Source organism: Phreatobacter sp. GW821-FHT04C01 (genome assembly GCF_059420385.1).
In genome coordinates this window covers 26,090-49,714 of the sequence record NZ_JBWKTP010000016.1, presented here as the reverse complement: position 1 = coordinate 49,714, position 23,625 = coordinate 26,090, and the positions used below count along the sequence as shown (strand labels likewise).

22 protein-coding genes are annotated in these 23,625 nt (G+C 67.7%); 9 read left to right on the top strand and 13 right to left on the bottom strand.

Features of this window, described 5'->3' with window-relative positions; translation table 11 throughout:
* Window positions 1-9: 9 nt before the first annotated feature.
* Window positions 10-837: a creatininase family protein gene (locus AC07WJ_RS35230; RefSeq protein WP_494939405.1), complete on the top strand. Its 828-nt coding sequence runs from the start codon at window positions 10-12 to the stop codon at window positions 835-837.
* A 232-nt stretch (window positions 838-1,069) separates the two neighbouring features.
* Here the strand turns inward: AC07WJ_RS35230 and AC07WJ_RS35225 are convergent, their stop codons facing one another.
* Both AC07WJ_RS35225 and AC07WJ_RS35220 read right to left on the bottom strand, forming a co-directional pair.
* Window positions 1,070-2,242, bottom strand: a complete 1,173-nt coding sequence (locus AC07WJ_RS35225) for a cytochrome P450 (protein ID WP_494939404.1) — start codon at window positions 2,240-2,242, stop codon at window positions 1,070-1,072.
* Window positions 2,243-2,357: 115 nt separating this feature from the next.
* Entirely contained in the window at window positions 2,358-3,245 is an 888-nt protein-coding gene (locus tag AC07WJ_RS35220; protein WP_494939403.1) for a LysR substrate-binding domain-containing protein, read from the bottom strand.
* 115 nt (window positions 3,246-3,360) lie between these two features.
* Between AC07WJ_RS35220 and AC07WJ_RS35215 the strand changes: the two genes are divergently transcribed.
* The gene (locus AC07WJ_RS35215; protein ID WP_494939402.1) at window positions 3,361-4,062 is read left to right on the top strand and encodes an SDR family oxidoreductase; all 702 of its coding nucleotides are present in this window, start codon (window positions 3,361-3,363) and stop codon (window positions 4,060-4,062) included.
* A 20-nt stretch (window positions 4,063-4,082) separates the two neighbouring features.
* On the opposite strand, the gene AC07WJ_RS35210 is transcribed toward AC07WJ_RS35215, so the two are convergent.
* The 7 genes from AC07WJ_RS35210 to AC07WJ_RS35180 all read right to left on the bottom strand — a co-directional run bounded on the left by AC07WJ_RS35210 (window position 4,083) and on the right by AC07WJ_RS35180 (window position 10,225).
* On the bottom strand, window positions 4,083-4,751 hold the full coding sequence (locus AC07WJ_RS35210; protein WP_494939401.1) for a hypothetical protein: 669 nt from the start codon (window positions 4,749-4,751) through the stop codon (window positions 4,083-4,085).
* A complete protein-coding gene (locus AC07WJ_RS35205) occupies window positions 4,748-5,194 on the bottom strand; it encodes a type II 3-dehydroquinate dehydratase (protein ID WP_494939400.1) in 447 nt (148 codons plus the stop codon). The genes AC07WJ_RS35210 and AC07WJ_RS35205 overlap by 4 nt, the downstream gene beginning before the upstream one ends.
* Before the next feature lie 61 nt (window positions 5,195-5,255).
* Window positions 5,256-6,536, bottom strand: a complete 1,281-nt coding sequence (locus tag AC07WJ_RS35200; RefSeq protein ID WP_494939399.1) for a TRAP transporter large permease subunit — start codon at window positions 6,534-6,536, stop codon at window positions 5,256-5,258.
* A gap of 211 nt (window positions 6,537-6,747) precedes the next feature.
* Entirely contained in the window at window positions 6,748-7,257 is a 510-nt protein-coding gene (locus tag AC07WJ_RS35195; protein ID WP_494939446.1) for a TRAP transporter small permease, read from the bottom strand.
* 299 nt (window positions 7,258-7,556) lie between these two features.
* Window positions 7,557-8,576, bottom strand: a complete 1,020-nt coding sequence (locus AC07WJ_RS35190; protein WP_494939398.1) for a DctP family TRAP transporter solute-binding subunit — start codon at window positions 8,574-8,576, stop codon at window positions 7,557-7,559.
* 298 nt (window positions 8,577-8,874) lie between these two features.
* On the bottom strand, window positions 8,875-9,540 hold the full coding sequence (locus AC07WJ_RS35185; protein WP_494939397.1) for a GntR family transcriptional regulator: 666 nt from the start codon (window positions 9,538-9,540) through the stop codon (window positions 8,875-8,877).
* A 16-nt stretch (window positions 9,541-9,556) separates the two neighbouring features.
* On the bottom strand, window positions 9,557-10,225 hold the full coding sequence (locus AC07WJ_RS35180; protein WP_494939396.1) for a GntR family transcriptional regulator: 669 nt from the start codon (window positions 10,223-10,225) through the stop codon (window positions 9,557-9,559).
* Between the two features lie 251 nt (window positions 10,226-10,476).
* Here AC07WJ_RS35180 and AC07WJ_RS35175 point away from each other — a divergent pair, with 251 nt between their 5' ends.
* A complete protein-coding gene (locus tag AC07WJ_RS35175) occupies window positions 10,477-12,099 on the top strand; it encodes an ABC-F family ATP-binding cassette domain-containing protein (protein WP_494939395.1) in 1,623 nt (540 codons plus the stop codon).
* Window positions 12,100-12,412: 313 nt separating this feature from the next.
* On the opposite strand, the gene AC07WJ_RS35170 is transcribed toward AC07WJ_RS35175, so the two are convergent.
* Complete coding sequence (locus AC07WJ_RS35170) at window positions 12,413-13,633, bottom strand: MFS transporter (protein ID WP_494939394.1); 1,221 nt, start codon at window positions 13,631-13,633, stop codon at window positions 12,413-12,415.
* 68 nt (window positions 13,634-13,701) lie between these two features.
* Here AC07WJ_RS35170 and AC07WJ_RS35165 point away from each other — a divergent pair, with 68 nt between their 5' ends.
* The 5 genes from AC07WJ_RS35165 (at window position 13,702) to AC07WJ_RS35145 (ending at window position 17,929) form a co-directional block, all read left to right on the top strand.
* Complete coding sequence (locus AC07WJ_RS35165) at window positions 13,702-14,658, top strand: AraC family transcriptional regulator (protein WP_494939393.1); 957 nt, start codon at window positions 13,702-13,704, stop codon at window positions 14,656-14,658.
* Between the two features lie 197 nt (window positions 14,659-14,855).
* Entirely contained in the window at window positions 14,856-15,830 is a 975-nt protein-coding gene (locus AC07WJ_RS35160; protein WP_494939392.1) for an AraC family transcriptional regulator, read from the top strand.
* A gap of 147 nt (window positions 15,831-15,977) precedes the next feature.
* Window positions 15,978-16,427 carry an ester cyclase gene (locus AC07WJ_RS35155; protein ID WP_494939391.1) on the top strand — a complete coding sequence of 150 codons (450 nt, stop codon included), beginning with the start codon at window positions 15,978-15,980 and terminating at the stop codon, window positions 16,425-16,427.
* Between the two features lie 183 nt (window positions 16,428-16,610).
* Window positions 16,611-17,183, top strand: a complete 573-nt coding sequence (locus tag AC07WJ_RS35150; RefSeq protein WP_494939390.1) for a methylated-DNA--[protein]-cysteine S-methyltransferase — start codon at window positions 16,611-16,613, stop codon at window positions 17,181-17,183.
* A complete protein-coding gene (locus AC07WJ_RS35145; RefSeq protein WP_494939389.1) occupies window positions 17,180-17,929 on the top strand; it encodes a 2OG-Fe(II) oxygenase in 750 nt (249 codons plus the stop codon). The genes AC07WJ_RS35150 and AC07WJ_RS35145 overlap by 4 nt, the downstream gene beginning before the upstream one ends.
* Before the next feature lie 335 nt (window positions 17,930-18,264).
* Here the strand turns inward: AC07WJ_RS35145 and AC07WJ_RS35140 are convergent, their stop codons facing one another.
* Entirely contained in the window at window positions 18,265-18,969 is a 705-nt protein-coding gene (locus AC07WJ_RS35140; protein WP_494939388.1) for an alpha/beta fold hydrolase, read from the bottom strand.
* Between the two features lie 163 nt (window positions 18,970-19,132).
* Here AC07WJ_RS35140 and AC07WJ_RS35135 point away from each other — a divergent pair, with 163 nt between their 5' ends.
* The gene (locus tag AC07WJ_RS35135) at window positions 19,133-20,680 is read left to right on the top strand and encodes a winged helix-turn-helix domain-containing tetratricopeptide repeat protein (protein WP_494939387.1); all 1,548 of its coding nucleotides are present in this window, start codon (window positions 19,133-19,135) and stop codon (window positions 20,678-20,680) included.
* Between the two features lie 125 nt (window positions 20,681-20,805).
* Here AC07WJ_RS35135 and AC07WJ_RS35130 read toward each other — a convergent pair whose 3' ends face one another.
* On the bottom strand, window positions 20,806-21,867 hold the full coding sequence (locus AC07WJ_RS35130; protein WP_494939386.1) for a CobW family GTP-binding protein: 1,062 nt from the start codon (window positions 21,865-21,867) through the stop codon (window positions 20,806-20,808).
* Window positions 21,864-23,477 carry an amidohydrolase family protein gene (locus tag AC07WJ_RS35125; RefSeq protein ID WP_494939385.1) on the bottom strand — a complete coding sequence of 538 codons (1,614 nt, stop codon included), beginning with the start codon at window positions 23,475-23,477 and terminating at the stop codon, window positions 21,864-21,866. Before AC07WJ_RS35125 ends, AC07WJ_RS35130 begins: the two co-directional genes overlap by 4 nt.
* Window positions 23,478-23,625: the final 148 nt, after the last annotated feature.

Genomic DNA, 23,625 nt, shown 5'->3' with positions numbered 1-23,625 from the left:
AACGACCCGATGAAACAGGATCCTCTCATGCCCGCGACCATGGCCGAAATGACCGGCGACGCGATCGCGGCGGCGGCGGCCCGCGGCGCCCTGGCGATCCTGCCGGTCGGCGTGATGGAATGCCACGGCCCGCATTTGCCCATCGGCACCGACGCCTTCATCGCCCAGGCCCTGTCGCGCCTGACCGCAGCCTATGCCAGCGCGAAGGGCAAGGAAGCGCTGGTCGCGCCACCCTATACCTGGGGCATCAATGCCGTGCTGGCGGACTTTCCCGGCAGCTTCCGCATCCGGCCGGAAACCGCCGCCATGCTGCTCGACGATATTCTCGGCTCGCTTTTCGCCAATGGTTTCGGCCAGGTGCTTGTGGTCAGCCACCACGGCGATCTCGCCCATAACGAGATGATCCGCGACGTGCTCCAGGCCCGCCATGCCCGGGGCGATATCGGCATGCGCTGGCTCTATACGCCGTTCCGCTGGCGCATGTTCGCCCGTCTCGGCATGACCGGCGCCGAGCCGGTCTGGGTGCCCTGGGAGCCGGGGCCGGACCTGGAGAATTTCCGCCTGACCGGCACCTTCGGGGTGCATGCCGACGAATATGAGACGGCGGCGATCGTCCGCTATTTCCCCGAAACCGTCGACTACGACGCGCTGCGCGATCTGCCGCCGACCACGCTCACCCGCGACGACCTGCCCGCCTGGAGGAAAGGCGGCGCGCACGCCCGCGCCTTGACACCAAACGGCTATTTCGGCGCGCCGAACCCGGTCGATCCCGAGCTGTGGCGGCATTTCGACGAGACAGCGAAGATCATGGCGGAGGCGTTGGTGATGGGGCGGTGAAAAGAACGAGCACAGTCCCGAACTGACCCTCTCCCAGAGGGAGAATGTGGCAGCGGCAGAAGCAATTGCTTCTGCCTGACGTCAGCTGCCGGGTGAGGGGTCGTCCCTCTCCGGATAGGGCGGCATACGCGACGAGCGCCGCGTTCAGTTCTGGACGCTTACGCCCCTCACCCGGCGCCTGACGGCGCCACCCTCTCCCTTTGGGAGAGGGTCACTTGGTGCCGTTGCGCCCCTACTCCACCCCCCACGTCACCGGCAGGTTCAACAGCCCCCGGAAGGCCCAGCCGCCGATCCGCACCGGTTCGTCCCCCACCACCCGCAGCCCCTTCAGCCGCGCAAACACCGTCGGCAGCGCGACATCGGCGATCATCGCGCGCGAGGCCCAGGCGCCGGCGCAGAAATGCGGGCCGGCGCCGAAGGCGATGCTCTTCGAGGCGTCGCGCCTGACGTCGAACTGCTCGGCGCGCTCGAAATAGCGCTCGTCGCGATTGGCCGAGCTGAACATGAAGAAGATCCGGTCATCCGGTTCGAAGGCGATGTCGCCGATCGTCCAGGGCCTGGCGATCCGGCGCGGCGACATGCCGATCGGCGAGATCCAGCGGGCATATTCCTCGAAGACCTGCAGCCACGACACCGCGCCGCTTCGCACCAGATCCAGTTGCTCGGGATGGGTCAGCAGCGCCCAGACGGTACCGGCAATGGCGTCGCGCGGCTCGTTCTGGCCGCCGCTGATGGCAAGCTTCACATTGGCCCTGACACCCTCCATCGGCAAGCCGGCCGCCAGCTGGACGCTGATCAGGCTCTGGTCGGGCGTCTTCGCCAGCACCGGCAGCATGTCGTCGATCGCCGCATCGATGCCCGCCGTCGCCGCCCGGCAGCGCGCCTCGACCTCGGGATGGCCGGCATAATTGGCGATGCCGTCGATCATCGCCTGCGACCAGGCATCCATGTCCTCGAAGCGGATATTGGTCAGGCCGGTCATCGATTTCAGGCATTCGGCCGAGAAGGGCAACGCGAAATCCCGGCAGAAGTCGATCGGGCCGGCAGGGTCGAGGCGATCGAGAATGCGATCGGCATGGCCCTGGAACTGGGCAGTCCAATGGTTCTTGACGGTCTTCGGCGAGACGGTCGGAAAGATCGCCTTGCGCTCGGCCATATGCGCCTCGCCGTCCTTGCGCATCATGTTGTGGCCCATCAGCCGGTTCATCAGCCCTTCCGGCTGGTGCGAGCTGAACACGTCGATCTGCTTCTCGCAGACGAAGATATCGTCGCGGGCGGCAAACACGGTGCCGCCGAGCTGCGGCACGAAGGCGATCGGCGCGTCCCGGCGCAGCCGCGCCAGCACCGGATAGGGATCGTGCCAGAAAGCGGCCATGTCGATATCGATGCGCGGGGCGGTGCTCACGGGCGGCCTCTCTTTCCGGCTCGGCGGACGGATGATCATCCAGGCCCGATGACCTCGACAAGGCCCGTCCACGCAGGGCGCCTCGGTCATTCCCGAGGAGATCGCCGGGTCGCCCTCAAGCGATCAGGTCGCTGCCGCAGGCGTCGATCAGCCAGCGGCGGAAGATCGCGACCTCCGGCCGGGTCCGTGGCGGCTTTGGGGTCAGCAGGTAAAAGGCCCGATCCGAGGCGAGCCGCAGCGTCGTGCCGAAGGGCGCCTTCAGGCGGCCATGGGCGAGATCCGCAGCCACCAGCGCCGACGAGGCCAGGGCCACGCCCTGGCCGTCGAGCGCCGCGGCCAGGGCAAGCGCCGTCTGGTTGAAGCGCGGACCGACGCGCCGCGGCATCGGCGCATTGGCGAGTTCCAGCCAGAGCGGCCAGGCGTCATGGGCGTCGTGTAGCAGCGTCGCGCCGGCCAGGTCGTCCAAACCGGAGAGCGTCCCGGCAATGGCCGGGCTGCAGACCGGAAACAGGTCGTCCGACAGGAGCCGCTGCACCTCCAGCGAACGCTCGAAGGGGGGTGCGGCGAGCCGCACCGCGAGATCCGGCAAGCCCGGCCCGCCGAGGCGCTCGGTCGATTCCGAGGCGAGCACGCGCACCTCCACCTCGGGCGCGATCGCCGCGAAACTGCCGAGCCGCGGGATCAGCCATTTCGCCGCGAAGGACGGCGTGACCGTCACGGTCACGCCCCGCCGCTCGCGTTCCCGCCGCGGCTCGATCGCCGCCATCGCCCCATTGATCAGCGCGAAGGCGCGCCGGATCTGCGGGTGGAAGGCACGCCCCGTGGCGGTGAAGGCAAGGCCCCGGGGCTGGCGCTCGAACAGCGCCACGCCGAGGCTCGCCTCCAGGGCCCGCACCTGCTGGGCAATGGCCCCGTGGGTCACGTTCAGCTCTTCCGCGGCGAGCCGGAAATTGAGATGGCGCGCGGCGGCGTCGAAGGCGCGCAAGGTGGCGAGAGGTGGCATGGGCGACATGGCGAAGGTGTAGCAAAACTACAGGCCACGCGCATGCCAAATCCATGGTTCGATCGGCCCGTCACGGCTAAAAGCAACAACATCAGGCAACAGGGAGAAAGACGCCATGGCCAGCAAGGTTGCGATCATCACGGCGGGCGGCAGCGGCATGGGGGCGGCGGCGGCGCGCCGGCTCGCCAAGGACGGCTTCGCGGTCGCCATCCTCTCCTCCTCCGGCAAGGGCGAAGCCCTGGCCGCCGAGCTCGGCGGAGTCGGCGTCACCGGCTCCAACCAGTCCAATGACGACGTCAAGCGGCTGGTCGACAAGACCATGGAGCGCTGGGGCCGGGTCGACGTCCTGGTCAACAGCGCCGGTCACGGTCCGCGCGCACCCATCCTGGACATTCCGGACGAGGACTGGCACCGCGGCATGGAGGTCTATTTCCTCAGCGCGGTGAGGCCGGCGCGCCTCGTCGCGCCGATCATGCAGGCGCAGCGTTCCGGCGTGATCATCAATATTTCGACCGCCTGGGTCGGCGAGCCCGACGCCATGTTCCCGACCTCTGCCGTGTTCAGGGCGGGGCTCGCGGCCTTCACCAAGATCTTCGCGGACAAATATGCCGCCGACAACATCCGGATGAACAATGTCCTGCCGGGCTGGATCGACAGCCTACCGGCGACCGACGCCCGGCGCCAGAGCGTGCCCTTGCAGCGTTATGGCAAGGCCGACGAGATCGCCGGCACCATCGCCTTTCTGGCTTCCGACGATGCCGGCTACATCACCGGGCAGAATATTCGCGTCGATGGCGGCCTGACCCGCTCGGTCTGATCGCGCGGGCCGGCTGGTCGTCAGCCGGTCGCATGCCCGCCGAGATCACGGCGGTCGAGCGTGAAGACCTGATCGTAGAGCAGGGGCGCGTCCGCAGCCGCCACGGTGGCGGCGCGGGCGAGCGCCTCGCCGAGCCCCTGCTCGTCCAGCGCTTCGATCAGCAGCAGCCCGGCGAACGACCGGTCGTCGGCGCGCAAACCCTTCTCCGCGGTCCTGATCGTGGTTCCCGCCGCGTCGACCGCCAGCAGCCTGCAGGCGGTGACGCGGTCGAGAGCCGCGATTCCCCCGACCATCGACGCCGCGCGATCGAGCGCCTCCGGCCCGAGCACGATCGGGGCGACGAGGCCGGCCGCGCCCTGCCCGGTCTCGGCCAGGATGGCACCGCCGCCGCGGGCGAAATTCTTCAGGATCGGCATGATGCGCGACGACCAGGGCGTCGGCGCGTTGAGCCGCGCGAGATAGCCGGCGCTCGCCATGACCGAGGCATCCCGCAGGCGATAGAGAATGAAATAGCGGCGCGCCTCCTGGAGCCTGGCGCGGAACACCCGGACACCGAGGAAGCCCTCGATACCGACGCGTTCGGCGGCGTGCTCTCGGGTCAGCCAGTGCAGGTAGTCGGTCTCGTCCGCGGCGGCGACGTCGCTCCAGATCGCGAGAAAGCCGGTCCCCCGGCTGGCATGCGTGCTCATGATCGTGTCCTCAGGAGTTCAGCCGCCGCCTGTATCGCGGCGACATAGCCATAGGGGCCGAGGCCGCAAATGACGGCGGTCGCGGCGCTGGAGGTGATCGAGTGACGATGCAGTTCGTCGCGGGCATGAATGTTGGAAATATGCAGTTCGATGATCGGCCCGGGAAACACCTTCAGGGCGTCGATCAAGGCCACGGAGGTGAACGAACAGGCCGCCGGGTTGATGACGATGGCGTCGGCCTCGGTGATCGCCGCCTGGACGAGGTCGACCAGCGCGCCTTCGTGATTGCTCTGGTGGAAGGCAAGAGACAGCGACAGCGCGGCGGCTGTCGCCCGGCATGTCGCCTCGATCTCGGCGAGCCTGGTCAGGCCGTAGATCTGCGGCTCGCGGGTGCCGAGCAGGTTGAGGTTCGGGCCGTTGATGATGGTCAGTCGCTTCGTCATGGATGCTCCGGGAGCCTGGACGCGCGCGACCCTCGGGCAACGCGCGAAGGGGGCGGGATGGTCAGCCGGCGAGCCATCGGGCCGGACCGGTCACGAGGACAGGAAACAGGACAAGGAGGAAGAGCACCACGAGCTGGGCGATCATGAAGGGTGTCACGCCCTTGATGATCTCCTCCATGCTGATCTTGGAGACGCCGCAGACGACGTTGAGCACGATGCCGACCGGCGGCGTCACCAGACCGATCGAATTGTTGATGATGAACAGCACGCCGAAATAGACCGGATCGATGCCGGCCTCCCGGATGATCGGCATCAGCACCGGCGTCAGGATCAGGATGGTCGGCGTCATGTCGAGCGCCGTGCCGACGATCACCACCAGCACCATGATGGCGATCAGCAGCATGGTCTGGTTGCCCATGAAGGGGCGCAGGAGGTCGACCACCTGGGTCGAGATCTCGGCCACCGTGATCAGCCAGGACGAAACCAGCGCGGCCGCGACCAGCAGCATGACCACGCCGGTCGTGACGGCGGCCGCGGCGAACACCTCGTAGAGTTCGGAAAACTTCAGCTCGCGATAGATGCAGGTCGCGACGAACAGCGAATAGACCGCCACGACCGCCGCGGCTTCGGTCGGCGTGAAGACACCGAAACGCAGGCCGACAATGATGATTGCCGGCAGCATCAGCGCCCAGAAGCCGTCGATCACTGCCCGCGCGACCTCTTTCAGCGATTGGCGCGGCCCCTGTTCCAGCTTTTCGCCGCGCACCACCCACCACCAGGCGACGCAGAGGCCGAGCCCGATCAGGAGCCCCGGCACGATGCCGGCGAGGAACAGTTTGGAGATCGAGACATTGCCGACCACGCCGAACAGCACGAAGCCGATGCTCGGCGGGATGACCGGGCCGATCACCCCGCTGGCGGCGACGAGGCCCGCCGCATGCCGCTTGCTGTGGCCGGCGGCGACCATCATCGGCACCACCAGGGCGGCCAGCGCCGCCGCATCCGCCGCGGCCGAACCGGAGAGCGAGGACAGGATGCAGGCCGCCATGATCGCAACATAGCCGAGCCCGCCGCGCATATGGCCGACAACGGCCATGGCGACATTGACGATGCGGCTCGCCAGCCCGCCGCGGTTCATCAGTTCGCCGGCCAGCATGAAGAAGGGCACGGCCATCAACGGGAAGCTGTCGGCGCCGTTGATGACGTTCTGCGCGACGATCTGGGAATCGAAAATGTCGAGCGAGGCCATCAGCGCCACGCCGCAGATCAGGAGCGCGAAGGCAATGGGCATGCCGATCGCCATGGCGCCGAGCAGCGAGAAGGTGAAGATGGCAATCGTCATGGCGAGCCGGTCGGTTCGAGGCGAAGGCGGGCGCGGTCGGTTGCGGGGCTCAGAGACCGTTTGAGGACCCGTTCCAGCGAGGCTTCACGTCGTCTTGGCCGGGCTTGTCCCGGCCATCCACGACTTCTCTGTTTCGAATGCCTGGATCCCCGGGCCAAGCCCGGAAGACGAGCAGTGGCAAACTGCCCGGACGGAGCGCTCAAACGGCCTCTCATCCCTCTTCCGAATCCCTGATGGCGATGAGCTCGTCCTCGCGAGCCTCGCCGGTCACGGCGCGCAAGAGGTCGTAGGCAAGGATGAGCATGGCGGAGACGCCGAACACCACGCCGGATGCATAAAAGAAGCCGACCGACAGCGAGGTCGCCGGCGCCCGGTCGCCCGCGGTGATCAGCACCTGCCGCCAGCTGCCTTCCAGGAGCAGGTAGGAGGCGTAGAGCATCAGAAGATGGCTGAGGACGAAACAGGTCCGTTTCATCGGCGCCGACAGGCGCTGCACCAGCATGTCGACGCCCAGATGCTTGTGCTCGCGCAGCGCCACGATGGCGCCGAAAAAAGTGAGCCAGACCAGCAGCCAGCGCGACAGTTCCTCCGACACGATGATGCCGGAATTGAACCCGTAACGCAGCACCACATTGCCGAAGACCAGCACCACCATGACGACCATGCAGAGCACGGCGAGCGCCTTGGCGAGCCGGCAATAGAGATCGAGCGCTTTGCCGATCAGGCGCATGGGATGGGTTCCCTGAAATGTGGCGTTTTCGAATTAATGCGCGCGGCACCAAGGAAGGCCGTCCTTCGAGGCTCGCTGCGCTCGCACCTCAGGATGAGGGATGTGGGGTATTGCAGCAGGGACGGCGCGGGGCGCGCGACAAGGGCGGTCTCTCATGAGCGGCGGTCATGCAGTTCTCCAACCAACCTCATCCTGAGGTGCGAGCTCTTGCGAGCCTCGAAGGACGGCCGACCGTTGTGCAAGGCGCAACAGTCCAATGCGAGACGATCCCACCCCGCGCGGCGAACCGCTCAGTTGATCGCCTGGATGCGCTGCAGCTCGGCATTGAACAGGCGCACCTTGGCCGGGTCGTATTCGGCCGAGAACCGCTCGACCACGGGCTTGATGGCATCGCGCATGCGGCCGAGCTCGCCCGCCGTCACGTCGGTGAACTGCATGCCGCGGGCTTTCAGCTCTTCCAGCGCCTTTTCCGCGGCGATGCGGGTCTGGTCCTTCTGGAAATCGCGGGTTTCGGCATAGGTCTCGCCGATCAGCGCGCGCTCGGCCTCCGACAGCCGGTCCCAGAACTTCTTGCTGAGCGTGATGATGTTCTGCGTATAGGTGTGATTGGTCGAGGAGACATATTTCTGCACCTCGAAGAACTTGTTGGAGAGCGTCACCGAATAGGGGTTCTCCTGGCCGTCGACGGTCTTGGTCTCCAGCGCCGTATAGAGCTCGGCGAAATTCATCGGCACCGGGTTCGCCTTGAAGGCACGGAAAGTCTCCAGATAGACCGGGTTGGGGATCACCCGCAGCTTCAGGCCCTGGAAATCCTCGACCTTGGCGATCGGCCGGATGCTGTTGGTGACGTTCCTGAAACCGAGCCCCCAATAGCCGAGCCCGATCATGTCTTTCTCGGGCAGCGTCTGGATCAGGTCGCGGCCGAACGGACCGAGGATCAGGCTTTCCGCCTGGGCCGTGTTGGCGACGATGAAGGGCAGGTCGAGCAGGCCGAAATCCTTGACGACGGTGGCGAGCGACGTGGTCGAGGCCGAGATCACCTCCTGGGTGCCGCCGCGCACCGCGCTCTGCATCTGCATCTCATTGCCGAGCTGGGAGGCCGCGAATTCGCGCACCCTCAGCTTGCCGCTGCTCTTCTGGGCCAGCACCTCGGCGAACTTGCGCACGCCGAAGCTCACCGGGTGATCGGTATTGTTGAGGTGGCCCCAGCGGATGGTGCGCTCCTGGATGCCCTGGCCGAGCAACAGGCTGGGCGCGAACAGGCCCGGCAACAAGGTGAGGCCCGTGACGGCGCCGCGGCGGGTGATCATCTCTTTCCTCCTGATGGTCGCGGCCTTCGCCGCCGGGGCCGGCCTTCCTCTGCCGTGAAGGTTCCACGCCCCCGTTCTGCCGGCAGGCTAGCGCCTCGGTCGGCAATTGATCAATATGGTATTTCAGAAAATATCGGATATTATTTTTATAAGCTGCCATTGTCAGCAATGACGGAATGATGAGCCAAGACCCTTTCGTTCGTGAAACAGCAGGCATGGAACGGCACGGCCCGGCGCGCCGCCGTGGCTTGTCGACATGTGTCGGGATGAACCGTGGCGGATGGCCTGCGGGCCGATGTCAGGCGATCGTGCCGGTGGCCAGGGCATGGGCGACGCCGCCCTCGATATGGCCGGCCAGGATCCGGCTCGCCGCCGCCGCGTCGCGCCTGAGCGCCGCCTCCAGCATGGCGCGATGTTCTTCCGCCGCGATATCGCCGCGGTAGCTGAGCGCGATCATCTGGTAGCGCAGGTAGCGCTCGAACACGGCGGCATGGGTCTGCATCAGGATTTGCGAGCCGCAGGCCGAGACCAGCGCCTGATGAAACTGCCAGTCATAACGCTTCCAGAGATCGGTGCCGGCCTGGTCGCCGCGCTTCATCCGCTCTTCCATCTGGGCGAGCTTGTGGTGGGCGGCGATCACCCTGCCTTCCCATTCCAGGTCGCCCTGGGCGAAGGACTGTTCCAGCGCATGGCCTTCCAGCAATTGCCGAAGCGCCGCGATCTCACGCAGGTTGGCCACCGAGATCGGCATGACCTCGAAGCCGCGCTGGCCTTCGGCGACGACGAGCTTCTCCGAGACGAGGCGGCTCAGGATTTCGCGCAAGGTGCTGACGCTGGCGTCGTAGTCGGCGCGCAGCACGTCGAGCTTCAGCTTGCGGCCGGGCTGCAGCCGGCCGGTGAGAATGTCGGAGCGGATGCGGCGATAGGCGCTTTCACCCGTCGATTCGAGGCTGTCGTCCGGCATGGGGCCGTCTCCGGGATCAGGGCAGCGCGTGGCGGGCGATGATGGCGTCGACACAGGCCTGGATATGGACGGCCAGCACGCGCCTCGCCTCGGCGGCGTCCCGCTCCAGCGCGCAGTCGAGCAAAAGCCGATGCTCCTTCGCCGCGATCTTGCCGCGGAAAATGCCGACGACCATCTGGTAGCGCAAATAGCGGTCATAGATATTGGCGTGGACGTCCATGAGCTCGGCCGAACCGCAGGCCGAGACCAAAGCGTGGTGGAACTCCCAATCATAGCGCTTCCAGACGCTGGATTCGGCGGTTTCCCCGGCCATCAGGCGCTGCTCGATGCGCTGCAGCTTGTGGTGCGCCGCGACCACCCGGCCCTCCCATTCGAGATCGCCTGAGGCGAACGACTGCTCCAGCGCATGGCATTCGATGAACTGGCGCATGTCGGCGACCTCGCGCAGGTCCTTGGCCGAGACCGGCGCGACCTCGAAGCCGCGCTGCCCCTCGGCATGGACCAGGCCCTCCGCCGACAACCTGCTCAAGAGTTCGCGCAAGGTGCTGACGCTGGTCTGGTAATGCTGGCGCAGGCGATCGAGCCGCAGCTTCTCGCCGGGACGCAGCTCGCCGAACACGATGCCGTGCCTGATCCGACGATAGGTGTTTTCTCCGACGGAGAGGTCCGCTGCGGCTTGGCTCAAATCAACATGCTCCTGTCAGGCAAAACAGATTATGCCCGATAAAATGCGCAGCGCCATGGGTGAGCGCCATGGCCGCCCGACCGGTCGCCATGATCTTTTTGCCCCGGGCGAGCCCGGCAAGCAGGCCATTTGCCGGCCAGCCCCTTCCGCCGCCGCACCATATGGCCTAAGGCCGCCGCAACAACCTGTTCCAGGCTCCGGGGCTCCCAGGATTGGGCCTCCCGGGATTCGCGCATCAAGATTCGGCTGCCATGATTCGTATCGAAAACATTTCCAAGCAGAACGGCCACCAGCTCCTGTTCATCGAGGCTTCCGCCGCACTCCAGAGGGGCGAGAAGGTCGGCCTCGTCGGACCCAACGGCGCCGGCAAGACCACCCTGTTCCGCATGATCACCGGCCAGGAACTGCCCGATGAAGGCCAGGTGGCGGTCGATCGGGGCGTCACCATCGGCTATTTCAGCCAGGATGTCGGCGAGATGGCGGGGCGCAGCGCGGTCTCCGAGGTGATGGACGGCACCGGCCCGGTGAGCACGGTCGCCGCCGAGTTGAAGGCGCTGGAAGCGGCCATGGCCGATCCCGACCAGGCCGACGCCATGGACGAGATCATCACCCGCTACGGCGAGGTGCAGGGCCGCTTCGAGGAGCTCGGCGGTTATGCCCTGGAAGGCCAGGCGCGCGAGGTGCTGGCCGGCCTGAGCTTTACCGAGGCGATGATGGACGGCGATGTCGGCGCGCTCTCGGGCGGCTGGAAGATGCGCGTGGCGCTCGCCCGCATCCTGCTGATGCGCCCCGACGTGATGCTGCTCGACGAACCGAGCAACCATCTCGACCTGGAAAGCCTGATCTGGCTGGAACAGTTCCTGAAAGGCTACGAAGGCGCGCTGATGATGACCTCGCATGACCGCGAGTTCATGAACCGCATCGTCACCAAGGTGGTCGAGATCGACGGCGGATCGCTCACCGCCTTTTCCGGCGATTACGAATTCTACGAGCAGCAGACGGCGCTGAACGCCCGGCAGCAGCAGGCCCAGTTCGAGCGCCAGCAGGCCATGCTCGCCAAGGAGATCAAGTTCATCGAGCGCTTCAAGGCGCGGGCCTCGCACGCCGCCCAGGTGCAGAGCCGGGTGAAGAAGCTGGAAAAGATCGACCGGGTCGAGCCGCCGCGCCGCCGCCAGACCGTGGTCTTCGACTTCCTCCCCGCCCCGCGCTCCGGCGAGGACGTGGTCAGCATGAAGAACGTTCACAAGGGTTATGGTGACAGGCCGATCTACCAGGGGCTGGACTTCCAGGTGCGCCGCCGCGAGCGCTGGTGCGTGATGGGCATCAACGGCGCCGGCAAGTCGACGCTCCTGAAGCTGGTGGCCGGCACCGCCGAGCCCGATACCGGCTCGGTCACCGTCGGCGGCAGCGTCAAGATGGGCTATTTCGCCCAGCACGCCATGGACCTGCTCGACGGCGAGGCGACCGTGTTCGAGGCGCTGGAGGGCTGGTTCCCGCAGGCCGGCCAGGGCTCGCTCCGGGCGCTCGCCGGCTGCTTCGGCTTTTCCGGCGACGATGTCGAGAAGCGCTGCCGGGTGCTGTCGGGTGGCGAGAAGGCCCGGCTGGTCATGGCCCGGATGCTCTACGACCCGCCGAATTTCCTGGTGCTGGACGAGCCGACCAACCACCTCGATATGGCGACCAAGCAGATGCTCATCACCGCGCTGGCGCAATATGAGGGCACCATGCTGTTCGTCTCGCACGACCGGCACTTCCTGGCCGCGCTGTCCAACCGGGTGCTAGAGCTGACGCCTGAGGGCATCCACCAATATGGCGGCGGCTATACCGAATATGTCGCCCGCACCGGGCATGAGGCGCCGGGGCTGAGGAGTTGAGCTGCGAGCGTGCTTGAGGACGAATGGCGCTGCGTAGCGGTTGGCAGCCCTTCGAGGCTCGCGCCGGAACCACCGCCCTCACCTCTCCCCGGCGGGGAGAGGTCGGCGCGCCAGCGCCGGGAGAGGGGGAATAGACCTTTCCGAACAAGGTTTTGCGCGCTCGCCCGGAGGCTTTTCGTCATGCGCCTCGCCCCCTCTCCCGGCCTTCGTTCCTCAGGCCGACCTCTCCCCGCCGGGGAGAGGTGAAGGTGGTGGTTCTCGTGCGCGCCCTAGAAGCCTGCGTATTCAGGCTCACCCAAGATCCCCCCTCCCCTCACCCCGCCCGCGCCTGATTGCTCCGGGCGAACACCAGCATCACCACCGCGCCGATCAGCACGGCGACCGCGCTATAGGCAATCGCGCCCGGCGCTCCGAAACCGTCGACCAGCAGGCCGCCGAGAATGGCGCCCGAAGCGATGGCGATCTGGAAGGTGGAGACCAGCAAGGCGCCGGCGCTTTCGGCATGGTCGGGCGCCGATTGCGTGGTCCAGGTCTGGATGCCGACCGGCAGGCCACCAAAGGCGAAACCCCACAGGCCGGTCGCGACCAGCGATACCGGCACCAGCGCGCCGTAGGTGAGCATCGCGAAAGCCATGGCGGCGAGCAGCAGCGCCGCCAGGCCCACCGCCCATTTGGCGCTGCGCTCGGCGATGAAGCCGCCGACGAGATTGCCGAAGAAGCCGCCGATGCCGAAGGCGAGCAGCACCAGCGAGATCATCTCGACATTCAGCTTAGGCACCTGCTCGAGGAACGGCCGGACATAGGTGAAGCCGGCGAAATGGCCCGATATGACCAGCAGCACGATGATCAGGCCGATCCGGATATTCGGGCGGCGCAGCAGCACCAGGAAGGTCGACAGGCTCTGGGCGCCCATCGGCGGCAGCTTCGGCATGGTCGCCACTTGCACGGCAAGCGCCACGAGGCCGATGACGCCGGCCACCATGAAGGTCGCGCGCCAGCCCCAGAGATCGCCGAGAAAGGCGCCGAGCGGCGCGGCGCAGACGGTGGCCGCCGAAACGCCGGTGAAGATGATCGACATGGCCCGGGGCATGAGCGCCGGCGGCACGAGGCGCAGCGCCAGCGCGGCGGCCAGCGACCAGAAGCCGCCGAGCGCGATGCCGAGCCCGACGCGGGCCACCAGCAGCACCGCGACATGCGGTGCGAAGGCGGCCAGGAGGTTGGAGAGCACCAGGAGCAGCGTCAGGCCCCAGACGACCATGCGCCGGTCGACGCCGCCGGTGCCGATGACGATGGCGGGGCCTGCCACCGCCGCGACCAGGGCCGTCGCGGTGACGGTTTGCCCGGCCGTGCCGTCGGAAATGCCGAGGTCGCTGGCGATCGGCGTCAGCAGGCTCGCGGGCAGAAATTCGGCCGTGACCAGGCCGAAGACACCGAGCGCCAGCGACACCACCGCGGCCCAGGCCGCTGGCCTGTCTTCGGTCCGGATCGCGAATTGCGGGGTTTCATCAAGGGTGGCGGAAGCAATGTCGGACATGCGTCATCTCCAGAGGAGGTGCTGAGTTAGGCTTCGCCCCCTGGATTATCCATGCTATAAACGCCGCAATGCATGATCGTTCGTCCAAACCTGACAGCCTCGCCTCGGGCGACCCGCTGAATGACATGTTGCGCGGCCTGAGGCTCGACGGCGTCGACTACTGGCGCTGCAAGCTCTCGGCGCCCTGGGGTTTTTCGTTTCCCGCCCAGCAGGCCGCGCGCTTCCACTTCGTTGCCGAGCAGGGCTGCTGGCTGCGCCAGCCGGATGGCGAATGGGTCGCGCTCAGCGTCGGCGACGCGGTGCTGCTGCCGCGTGGCGCCGCCCATGCGCTGGCGAGCGCCCCTGACGTCCCGGTGGAGGTTTTCGGCCAGCAGCGCTGCACGCCGATCTGCGGCGACATCTTCGATTTCAGGTCGGGCGGCGACGGCGCCAGCGCGGTGCTGTTCTGCTGCTCGCTGCATTTCAATCTCGACGGGCTGCACCCGCTGCTGCGCATGATGCCCGACGTCATGCGCGCCACCGAGCTGATCGCCAGGGAACCGGCGGTCCTGCACCTGCTGGAAGCCATGGGCTGCGAGGTGGCGATGGAGCGGGTCGGCGCCGCCGGCATCGCCGCGCGCATGGCCGACGTGCTCGCCGCCACCATTATCCGCTCCTGGGTCGAAGGCGGCTGCGGCGACGCCACCGGCTGGATCGCGGCGGTGCGCAATCCCGATGTCGGCCGCGTGCTGGCCGCCATTCACCTCAACCCCGACCGGGACTGGACGGTGGCGGCGCTCGCCGGGATCATGGGCGCGTCGCGGTCGAGTTTCGCCGACCGCTTCGCGTCGATCGTCGGCGAGACGCCGGCCCGCTACGTCGCCCAGGTGCGCATGCACCAGGCGCGCCAGTGGATCCAGCGCGACAGCGCCCGCATCTCCGAGGTGGCGCGCCGCCTGGGCTACGATTCGGAGGCCGCGTTCAGCCGCGCGTTCAAGCGCATCATCGGCACCGCGCCGAGCCATTTGCGCGGCCAGGCCGGGTAGCAAGCGGACCTGCCTGCTGCCGGCGGGCTCGCCCCGCCGCTGTTGCGCCGCACCCTTCGTGCCGCGCCCTTGGCAAAGCCTGCCGTCTCCTCGATAATACCATCATCTGACCGTCGGGGATGGCGCCGGGTGACGAGAAAAACGTGCATGCGAGCAGCGCTCCGGAACGGGCGCCGGCGACATGGTGGAGGTGAACCATGATCGCCTTTTCCACCGATGCGATGGCGCCGCGCGAGCGCTTCGAGCACTGGCGCGACCTGCGCGGCAAGAAGCTGTTCGGCGTGACCATCGAGCTCGAACGCGAACGCCGGGCGGATTTCTCCGGCTGCTTCCGGGCCTCCACCATTGGCGGAGCGACGCTCGCGACCATCAGCGCCTCGGCCTATCGGATCAGCCGGACCACCACGGACATTGCCGACCTGCCGAGCGACAGCCTGCTCGTCTCACAGCAGGTTGCCGGACCCGGCTGGTGCGACACCGGCAAGGGCCAGCCGTTTTTCGTCACCGGCGGCATGCTGATGGCCGGCCATTCCGACCAGCCCTTTACCTCCACGCCGTCGACCGCATCGCGGTTTCACTTCCGCACCGTCAAGATTCCGCTGAATAGCGCGCAGCCCTTCGCCCGGCTTGCCCGGCGCCTCAGCGTCACCACCTTCGACCCCGAAGCCGGCCGCTATTCCCGCCTGATGACCGCCTCGTTCACCGCCCTGTTCGACGGCATCACGCCGCTCGCCGAGACCGAGGCCCAGCAGTCGATCGACGCCCTCGGCCAATTGGTCCTGCTCGCCCGCGGGCTGGTCGCCCTCGGCGCGCCGCCGAGCCGGCTGGCGCTGCGCACCGCCCATCGCCACGCCTTGCGGCAGATCATGCGGCGCCACTGCCATCGGATGGACTTTTCGGCCGAGACCGCCGGGCCGATGCTCGGCATCTCGGAACGGCAGGTCCATGCCCTCTTCGAACCGACCGGCCGGACGTTCATGGCGACGCTCCAGTCCATGCGCGTCGAGGAGGCGTGCCGCCTGTTGCTCGCGCGGCCGACAATGCGTGTCGCCGAGATCGGCTTTGCCTGCGGCTTCCGCAGCCTGGCGACCTTCTACCGGGCTTTCCAGGAGATCGTCGGCGTCGCACCGAACGACTACCGCCGGATGCCGGGCGATCGATCGTTGCACTGACGGCCGGTCGGCCGCCGGCCCGGCGCGACCAATGTGATTGCCGCGCAAGAACCGGAGTTCGAGCCCGGGCGGATGGGCCTACCCATCCGCCCGGCATCGCCGACGCCCCGTCGGTGATGTCACGGGATCAACTCTGGAGACAGCAAGATGAGCAAGGAAGATGACAACAAGGCCGTGGTCGTGCGGTGGTTCACCGATTTCTGGGGTGAGAAGGTCGACCTGAGCGTGGTCGACGCCATCGCCGCGCCGGATATGCTGCTGCACTATTCGCTGCACGAGCCGCGCCGCGGCCATGCCGATATCAAGGCCTTCATGACCGACTTCCGCGCCGCCTTCCCGGACCTTCAGTTCGGCGCGACCGCCGATCTGATCGCCGAAGGCGACTATGTGGTCGGCCAGTGGCGGGGCGGCGGGACCCATACCGGTCCGGCCTTCGGCGACTTCCTGGCCGGCGCGCTGCCGGCCGCGACGGGCAAGAAGATGGTCTTCACCGGCACCACGGTGCTGAAAGTGCTGAACGGCAAGATCGTCGAGGAGATCGGCCTCGACGACGGCGTCACCGCGCTGACCCAGCTCGGCCTGCTGAAGGCTGCCTGAGCCAGACGGGCATCGCCCGGCATCGGCGATTTCGGTCGCCAAGCGAAGCCCGCGCGTCACCGCGCGGGCTTCGTTGTTTTTTCGGCCCGGCGGCGCGGGAAATTTGCCAGCAAGGACCGGAGTGCGCGCCTGGAGCCGCCTGCCTAGGGTCGCGGAGGACAAGGGATCAGGGAGCTTGAGCCAATGGACGCCATCGACACCCCCATCGCCTCTCCGCCGGCAGCGCCGGGGAAGCGCGGCCGGATCACCGCCGCCGCCGACACCCTCGCTTTCGCCATTGGCGAGAGCGCGCTCGGCCAGGTGCTGGTCGCGCGCAGCGCCGTCGGGATCTGCGCCATCCTGATGGGCGCGGACGCCGAGGAACTGAAGCGTGACCTCGCCGTCCGGTTCCCCGGCAGCGCCTTGGTCCCGGACGAAACCCGGCTGCGCGACGACCTGTCCGGCGTCCAGCGGTTCATCGCCGCGCCGCGCCAGGGCCTGGGCCTTACCCTGGACATTCGCGGCACGGCCTTCCAACGCCGCGTCTGGGACGCGCTGCGTGCCATTCCCGTTGGCAAGACCGTGACCTATTCGGCGCTGGCCTGCCGGATCGGCGCGCCCGGCGCCGCCCGTGCGGTCGCCCGCGCCTGCGCCGCCAATCCCTTAGCCCTCGCCATCCCCTGCCATCGCGTCATCCGCAGCGACGGCGCCTTGTCCGGCTATCGCTGGGGCGTCGCGCGCAAACAGATCCTCATCAGCAAGGAAGCCAACCCATGAACGCCCATGCGAGCTCCATCGCCCCGGCCGCCGCGATCACCGCCGCCGAGGCGCGCGTCGCCCGTTACGACTGGCAGGCCCTGTCCGAGGAACTGAGCGGTTTCGGCTGCGCGGTGATCGACAAGCTGCTGACACCGGAGGAGTGCCGGCGGATCGCCGGCCTCTATCCCGAGGAGCGCCATTTCCGCAGCCATATCCACATGGCGCGCCACGGCTTCGGCAAAGGCGAATACCGCTATTTCAAATATCCCCTGCCCGACCTGATCGGCGGCCTGCGCACGGCGCTCTATCCACGCCTGGCCGGCGTCGCCAATGCCTGGAACGGCCGCATGGGCATCGACCAGCGCTACCCGGCCGACCACGCGGCCTTCCTCGCCCAATGCCATGCCGAGGGCCAGACCCGGCCGACGCCGCTGCTGCTGCAATATGTCCCCGGCGACTTCAACTGCCTGCACCAGGACCTCTATGGCGACCTCGCCTTCCCGCTGCAGGTGGCGATCCTGCTGTCCGAGCCGGGCAAGGATTTCACCGGCGGCGAATTCGTCCTGACCGAGCAGCGCCCGCGCATGCAGAGCCGGGCCGAGGTGGTGCCGTTGCGCCAGGGCGACGCCGTCGCCTTCGCCGTGCACAACCGGCCGGTCCAGGGCTCCAAGGGCAATTACCGGGTCAATCTCCGCCACGGCGTCAGCCGGCTGCGCACCGGCCTGCGCCACACCGTCGGCATCATCTTCCACGACGCGAAATAGGGCGGGACGGAGCCATGACATCCGGTCGGCATCGCGCCCAGGGAGAATGACCATGACATGGCTTGGCCTGCGCAGCATCGCCGCCCGCCGCGGCGGTCGGCTGCATCCAGCCCTCGTGCGCCTGCTGGAGCGCCGGCCGGCCGATCCGGCGAACGACCGCCAGGGCGGCGACCATCCTCCGCCGTTCCCCGGACGACGTCGCCCCTTTTGGCCGGCGACGGGATGCGTCTGACCGGAAGGCGCCGGTAGCGGATCGCCCGACCGGGGGCCGGTCCGCCATCCGCCGCGTCGCCGAAGGCGGAGGGCCTCCGGCGACGCGGAAAAGCCGACCGGCTTCACCCCACCTTGACGGTCTCGGCCGCGGCTTCGATCAGTTCGGCCACCGCGCCGGGCTGCGACACATAGATCGCGTGGCTGCCATCGACCTCGACGACGGTCGAGCCGGCACGTTTCGACATGCCGCGCTGGGCATCGGGCGGGATCATCTTGTCGTCGGTCGCCACCAGGTACCAGCTCGGCTTCACTTTCCAGGCCGGCGTGGTGACCGCGCCGTTCAGCGCCTCCAGGCCCCAGGGCACCTGCGAATCCGCCATGAAGGCAGCCTTGGCCGGCTCGACATCGGCCGCGAAGGAGGCCGCGAACCTGTCCTTGTCGAGCAGGAGAAAGCCATCCTGGGGCGGCAGGATCGGCGGCACCGGAGCGCCCGGCGCCGGATTGGCGATCAGCGAGGCGACGGACTCGCCGGCATCGGGCGCGAAGGCGGTGATATAGACGAGGCCCGCGACCTTGGGATGGTTGCCGGCTTCGGTCACCACCACGCCGCCATAGGAATGGCCGACCAGGATGACCGGCTTGTCCTGTCGCGCGATCACCGCATGGGTGGCGGCGACATCGCCGGCCAGCGTCTCGGTGGCGTTCTGGACGATGCTGACGTCATAGCCGTCCCGCTTCAGCCTGAGGTAGACGCCCTCCCAGCCGGCCCCGTCGACGAAGCCGCCATGAACCAGCACGATGGCCCTTTGCGAGGATATCGAGGTCATTGTCTTCTCCTTCTTCCGTTCGTGGGGTGAGAACACCGCGCTGTCCGCGGGGCCATGCAGGCGCTGCTGCAACGGCGGAGAAGATGTCGTGAAGGCCCCCTCGCGTATCGAAGGGATGCCGAATAATCTCCAAACAATTTCGGAAGCCGGGTCAGCAGCTGCCATGTCGAGGCGACTTCTCGTTTTTGGGCCATTCGCACTCGACGCCGACAAGGGAACGCTGCTCCGCCAGGGCGAACCGGTGGCGCTCGGCCGCCGGGGCATCCTGCTGCTGGATGCCCTGCTCCGGCGCCCCGGCGATATTCTCACCAAGACCGAACTCATGGACGCGGGCTGGCTCGGCAGCGCCGTCGAGGAGAGCAATCTCTCGGTGCAGATGGCGCTGCTGCGCAAGGCGCTCGGAGCCTCGCCCGATGGCGGCGAGTGGATCGCCACGATCCCGCGCATCGGCTACCGGTTCCGCGGCGCTTCGCTGGAAAAGGGTGCCGAGATGCCCCCGCGCCGGGCGAAACCGTCATTGGCGGTTCTTCCGCTCGCCAGCCTCAGCAGCGACCCCGAACAGGAATATTTCGCCGATGGGCTCGCCGAAGAGATCATCACCATGCTGTCGAAGCTCGCGGGCCTCGTCGTCATCGCCCGCAGTTCGAGCTTTGCCTACAAGGGAACCTCGGTCGACGTCCGCCACGTCGCCCGCGACCTGGGCGTGCGTTTCGTCGTGGCAGGCAGCGTCCGGCGCAGCGGCAACCGGCTGCGCATCGTGGCGCAGCTGAGCGACGGCGAAACCGGGGGCCATCTATGGGCCGAAAGTTACGACCGGGAGCTGACCGACATCTTCGCCGTGCAGGAGGAAGTGGCGCGCAAGATCGTCGGCGAGCTCAGCATCACGCTGAGCCCGGAAGAGACCGCCCAATGGCCCGGAATAGCATCGACCGGAACGGCCGATATCGATGCCTATCACTGTTTCCTGCGCGGCCGCGCCATGCAGCGCGGCGCGACGCAGAACGCCGATGTCTTCAAGCGGGCGAGCGACCTGTTTCGCGAGGCGATCGCGCGCGATCCGGCCTATGCGGCGCCCTATGCGGCGCTGGGAATGGCCATGGCGCATGCCTGGCACAACCGCTGGACCAGCGACCCCGACGGCGCGCTCGCTGAAGCCCTGGAGCTGGTCGAGGAAGCCATTGCCCGCGATCCGATCGACCCGTTTCCACATGGCGTCGCCGCCCTGGTCGCCATGTATCGCAAGGATTTCGCGCGATGGAATGCCGAGGTCGAGACGTCGCTCGCGCTCAACCCGAACTTCGCGCCGGCGCTGTCGCTGCGCGGCCTGCTCAACATGTATTCGGGCAAGCCCCTGGCGGCGATCGAGGACATCGAGCGCGCCATGCGCCTCGACCCCCTCTTCACCCAGGGCTATCTGCATCACCTGGGCGTGGCGCATATCGTCGCCGGCAAATATGAAACCGCCGCCGCGCTGCTGCGCGAGCGCATCCTGCTGGTCCCGGACACCGACATGAGCCGTGCCTGCCTCGCGGCGGTGCTCGGCCTCCTGGGACAGGCGGAAGAGGCGCGGCAGGTCTGGCGCGACCTGATGGCGGTCAATCCGGCCTATTCCTTCGCGGACGGAATTGGCCGGATGCCGTTCAGGGATCCGTCGGATCTCGGGCGGATCAGGGACGGATTGCGGAGTGCGGGATTGCCTGTCGAAGGCTGACGGAGATCATGGCGGGCCGACAAGCCCGGTGCCCGGGTCCGACCCGTGCAGGACGGGAGGGCCTCCGCAAACCGGCGCCGACCCGCGCCCCGGCGCGCCACGGCATGACGGCGCGCAGACATCCGTCAGCCCGCCACCCGCTCCGCCATCGCCGGGCGCGCGCCCACCCCCTGCTTCCGCCCGCCAAAGGCACCAGCCGCCGTCGTCGTCACCGTCATCGGCAGATCCGGCGTCACGCCGCGCAGGTCGCCGAGCGTCGTGTCGCGGGCGATGACCACGATGAACGAGCCGCGATCGGGCCTGGCCGCCCGGAACGGCCGCGGCATGGAAAACAGCGTGCCGACGCTCTGGACCAGCAAGGGCACGTCGCTCTCCGACGTCAGCACCAGACCCTTCAGGCGCAGCAGCCGGTCGCCGAGCAGGCCCGCGAGATTGTCGAGCCAGGCGGCGAGCGCCTCATAGGCGGGCTCGCCGCTGAGCTTCACCAGAAATACGCCGATGCGCGGATGGGCGCCGGCATCGGCAAAGGCCGCCTCGGGGGGATCGAAGCCGCTCTCCCGCGGACCGGCGGCGGCGATCGCGTCCCACAGCGCCTTGCCGCGCCGTTCGCCCGCGACCACCCGGGCCAGCGGATTGACCGCGCCGGCCGCGCGCGCGGCGATGCCGCGGGCCTCCGGCGACAGCAGGTCGGTCTTGGTCATGACCAGCGCCTGGGCGCCGGCCCATTGCGCCAGCGCCTCGGGGAATTCAGCGAGCTCCCGGCCGCGCAGCGCATCATAGGTCGAGACGACCGACACCGGCATGCGATGCTCGGCCAGCACCGCGAGCGAGCGCAGCACCGGGCCGGGTTTGGACAGGCCGCTGGTTTCGAGAATGATGCGCTTCAGCGGCCCCTTGGCCTCCGGCCGGTCCGCCCGGAGCAGCGCCTCGACCGCAACCGCGAGATCGCTGCCGCCCTGGCAGCAGACGCAGCCATTGGCCAGCATGCTCATCCTGACCTCGCCGCCGCCATCGGCGAGCAGCGCACCGTCGAGGCCGATCTCGCCGGCTTCGTTGACGATGATCGCCGTGTCGGCCGCTTCCGACAGGTCCAGGAAGTCGCGCAGGAGCGTGGTCTTGCCACTGCCGAGAAAGCCGGTCAGGACGATGAAGGCCGGCGCCGCGGGAGCGCTCGCGCCAAAAGTCATTTCGGCCGCTCCGCGAGTGTCGGACCGTCATCCTCCCAGCTCTTGTCGACCATGGCGCGGACATCGGCGAGCAGTTCGGCCGTGTCGTAGATCACCCCGTCCTTGATGGTGAAACGCAGCGCCCGGTGCCATTCGATATTGCGCGTCTCGTCGTTGAGCCGCATCGCGCCGGTGCCGTAGAGCATCTTGAAATCGGTCAGCGGATTGTGGTCATGGACCAGCAGGTCGGCCTTCTTGCCGACTTCAACCGTGCCGATCTCGTCGGCGAGCCCGCAGAGCGCCGCCCCTTGCGAGGTTGCCGCGCGCAGCACCTCGATCGGGTGGAAACCGGCCTCCTGCAACAGCTCCAGCTCGCGGATATAGCCGAAACCGAAGATCTGGAAGATGAAGCCGGAATCCGAGCCGGCGCAGACCCGTCCGCCGCGGTTCTTGTACTCGTTGATGAAGGTCATCCAGAGCCGGTAGTTTTCCTTCCACTCGATCTCGTTCTGGGTCGACCAGCGATACCAGTAGGAGCCGTGGCCGCCGCGCTGCGGCTGGAAATAGTTCCACATCGACTTCCAGGTATAGGCCTTGTGCCAGTCGGCCTGGCGCGCCCGCATCAGGTCGCGGTTGGCGTCGTAGATCGTAAACGTCGGCACGAAGGTGAAATCGAGCGCCAGGAACTTGTCGAGCACTTCGTTCCATTTGGCCGAGCCGGGCTTGGCGCCCTGCTGGAACATCTGCCCGGCCACCGAGAAGCGGAAATATTCGTCGTTATAGTCGTAGTCGTGCGGATAGTTCTGCACCACCCGGTCCTCGAACAGGGCTTCCGGCAGGCCGTAATAATGCTCGGCGCTGCCGAGGCCCCAGCCGGCCGTGGTCAGGGCGTTCATGCGGGTGACCGCGGTCTGGGCGTGGTGGCAGCCGGTGCGCAGGCCAAGCTTGCGGCATTCGTCGAGGGCCGCTTCCATGATCGCCGGCGGCGCCCCGAAGAACTTGACGCCATCGGCGCCGCGCTCCTTCGCCGCCCGCAGCCAGGCGCGCCCTTCCTCGGGCGTATGCACGGTCTTCAGCATGTCGTTGACGGCAGGAAAATAGACATAGGACAGGAGCCGCGGCGCGGCGATGCTGTTGTCGTTGGAGCGCTGCTTCTGGTCGAGCATCCAGCCCAGCCCGTTGAACGAGCCCATTTCGCGCACCGTGGTGACGCCATGGGCGAGCCAGAGCTTGTAGACATAGTCGACCGGCGGCACCCAGCCATTGGCCGCGTGATAGGCGACGCCGGCATGGCCGTGGCAGTCGACGAAGCCGGGCGTGACGAACTTGCCGTGGCAATCGATCTCGTGATCGCCGCCGGGCGGCCGGGCCGCTTCCTTGATCACGGTCTTGGCCGAGCCGACCTTTTTCATCAGGACGATGCGGCCGTCCTCGACGACGATATCGGTCGGCCCGATCGGCGGCGCCCCGGTGCCGTCGATGACGGTGGCGCCGCGCAGCACCAGCCGCTTGAACGGCCCGACGCCGCGATCGCGCGTCATCGAGGGCTGCAAGGGCGGCTGGCCGGCCTTGGTCCGGTCAAACGCCAGTTCATCGCCGGCCGCCGGCCGCGCAACAGCCTCTTCCGCCATGATCGTTCCTCACCATCGTTTGGTCTTGGGTCACGAAGCTAGCCGGCCCGGAGCGCGCCGACAAACGAAGCCGCGTTCATAGCCGCGCGCCACGGGCAGAGGTGCGATGCGGCTGTGCGATGCGGCGCCATGGCTGGCGGCGACCGCG

Excerpts from the sequence above, each read along its gene's own strand:
- AC07WJ_RS35230 (WP_494939405.1), top strand. The coding sequence starts at position 10 with ATGAAACAGGATCCTCTCATGCCCGCGACCATGGCCGAAATGACCGGC.
- AC07WJ_RS35220 (WP_494939403.1), bottom strand. The coding sequence starts at position 3,245 with ATGCCACCTCTCGCCACCTTGCGCGCCTTCGACGCCGCCGCGCGCCAT.
- AC07WJ_RS35215 (WP_494939402.1), top strand. The coding sequence starts at position 3,361 with ATGGCCAGCAAGGTTGCGATCATCACGGCGGGCGGCAGCGGCATGGGG.
- AC07WJ_RS35210 (WP_494939401.1), bottom strand. The coding sequence starts at position 4,751 with ATGAGCACGCATGCCAGCCGGGGGACCGGCTTTCTCGCGATCTGGAGC.
- AC07WJ_RS35205 (WP_494939400.1), bottom strand. The coding sequence starts at position 5,194 with ATGACGAAGCGACTGACCATCATCAACGGCCCGAACCTCAACCTGCTC.
- AC07WJ_RS35200 (WP_494939399.1), bottom strand. The coding sequence starts at position 6,536 with ATGACGATTGCCATCTTCACCTTCTCGCTGCTCGGCGCCATGGCGATC.
- AC07WJ_RS35190 (WP_494939398.1), bottom strand. The coding sequence starts at position 8,576 with ATGATCACCCGCCGCGGCGCCGTCACGGGCCTCACCTTGTTGCCGGGC.
- AC07WJ_RS35185 (WP_494939397.1), bottom strand. The coding sequence starts at position 9,540 with ATGCCGGACGACAGCCTCGAATCGACGGGTGAAAGCGCCTATCGCCGC.
- AC07WJ_RS35175 (WP_494939395.1), top strand. The coding sequence starts at position 10,477 with ATGATTCGTATCGAAAACATTTCCAAGCAGAACGGCCACCAGCTCCTG.
- AC07WJ_RS35170 (WP_494939394.1), bottom strand. The coding sequence starts at position 13,633 with ATGTCCGACATTGCTTCCGCCACCCTTGATGAAACCCCGCAATTCGCG.
- AC07WJ_RS35165 (WP_494939393.1), top strand. The coding sequence starts at position 13,702 with ATGCATGATCGTTCGTCCAAACCTGACAGCCTCGCCTCGGGCGACCCG.
- AC07WJ_RS35160 (WP_494939392.1), top strand. The coding sequence starts at position 14,856 with ATGATCGCCTTTTCCACCGATGCGATGGCGCCGCGCGAGCGCTTCGAG.
- AC07WJ_RS35155 (WP_494939391.1), top strand. The coding sequence starts at position 15,978 with ATGAGCAAGGAAGATGACAACAAGGCCGTGGTCGTGCGGTGGTTCACC.
- AC07WJ_RS35150 (WP_494939390.1), top strand. The coding sequence starts at position 16,611 with ATGGACGCCATCGACACCCCCATCGCCTCTCCGCCGGCAGCGCCGGGG.
- AC07WJ_RS35145 (WP_494939389.1), top strand. The coding sequence starts at position 17,180 with ATGAACGCCCATGCGAGCTCCATCGCCCCGGCCGCCGCGATCACCGCC.
- AC07WJ_RS35140 (WP_494939388.1), bottom strand. The coding sequence starts at position 18,969 with ATGACCTCGATATCCTCGCAAAGGGCCATCGTGCTGGTTCATGGCGGC.
- AC07WJ_RS35135 (WP_494939387.1), top strand. The coding sequence starts at position 19,133 with ATGTCGAGGCGACTTCTCGTTTTTGGGCCATTCGCACTCGACGCCGAC.
- AC07WJ_RS35130 (WP_494939386.1), bottom strand. The coding sequence starts at position 21,867 with ATGACTTTTGGCGCGAGCGCTCCCGCGGCGCCGGCCTTCATCGTCCTG.
- AC07WJ_RS35125 (WP_494939385.1), bottom strand. The coding sequence starts at position 23,477 with ATGGCGGAAGAGGCTGTTGCGCGGCCGGCGGCCGGCGATGAACTGGCG.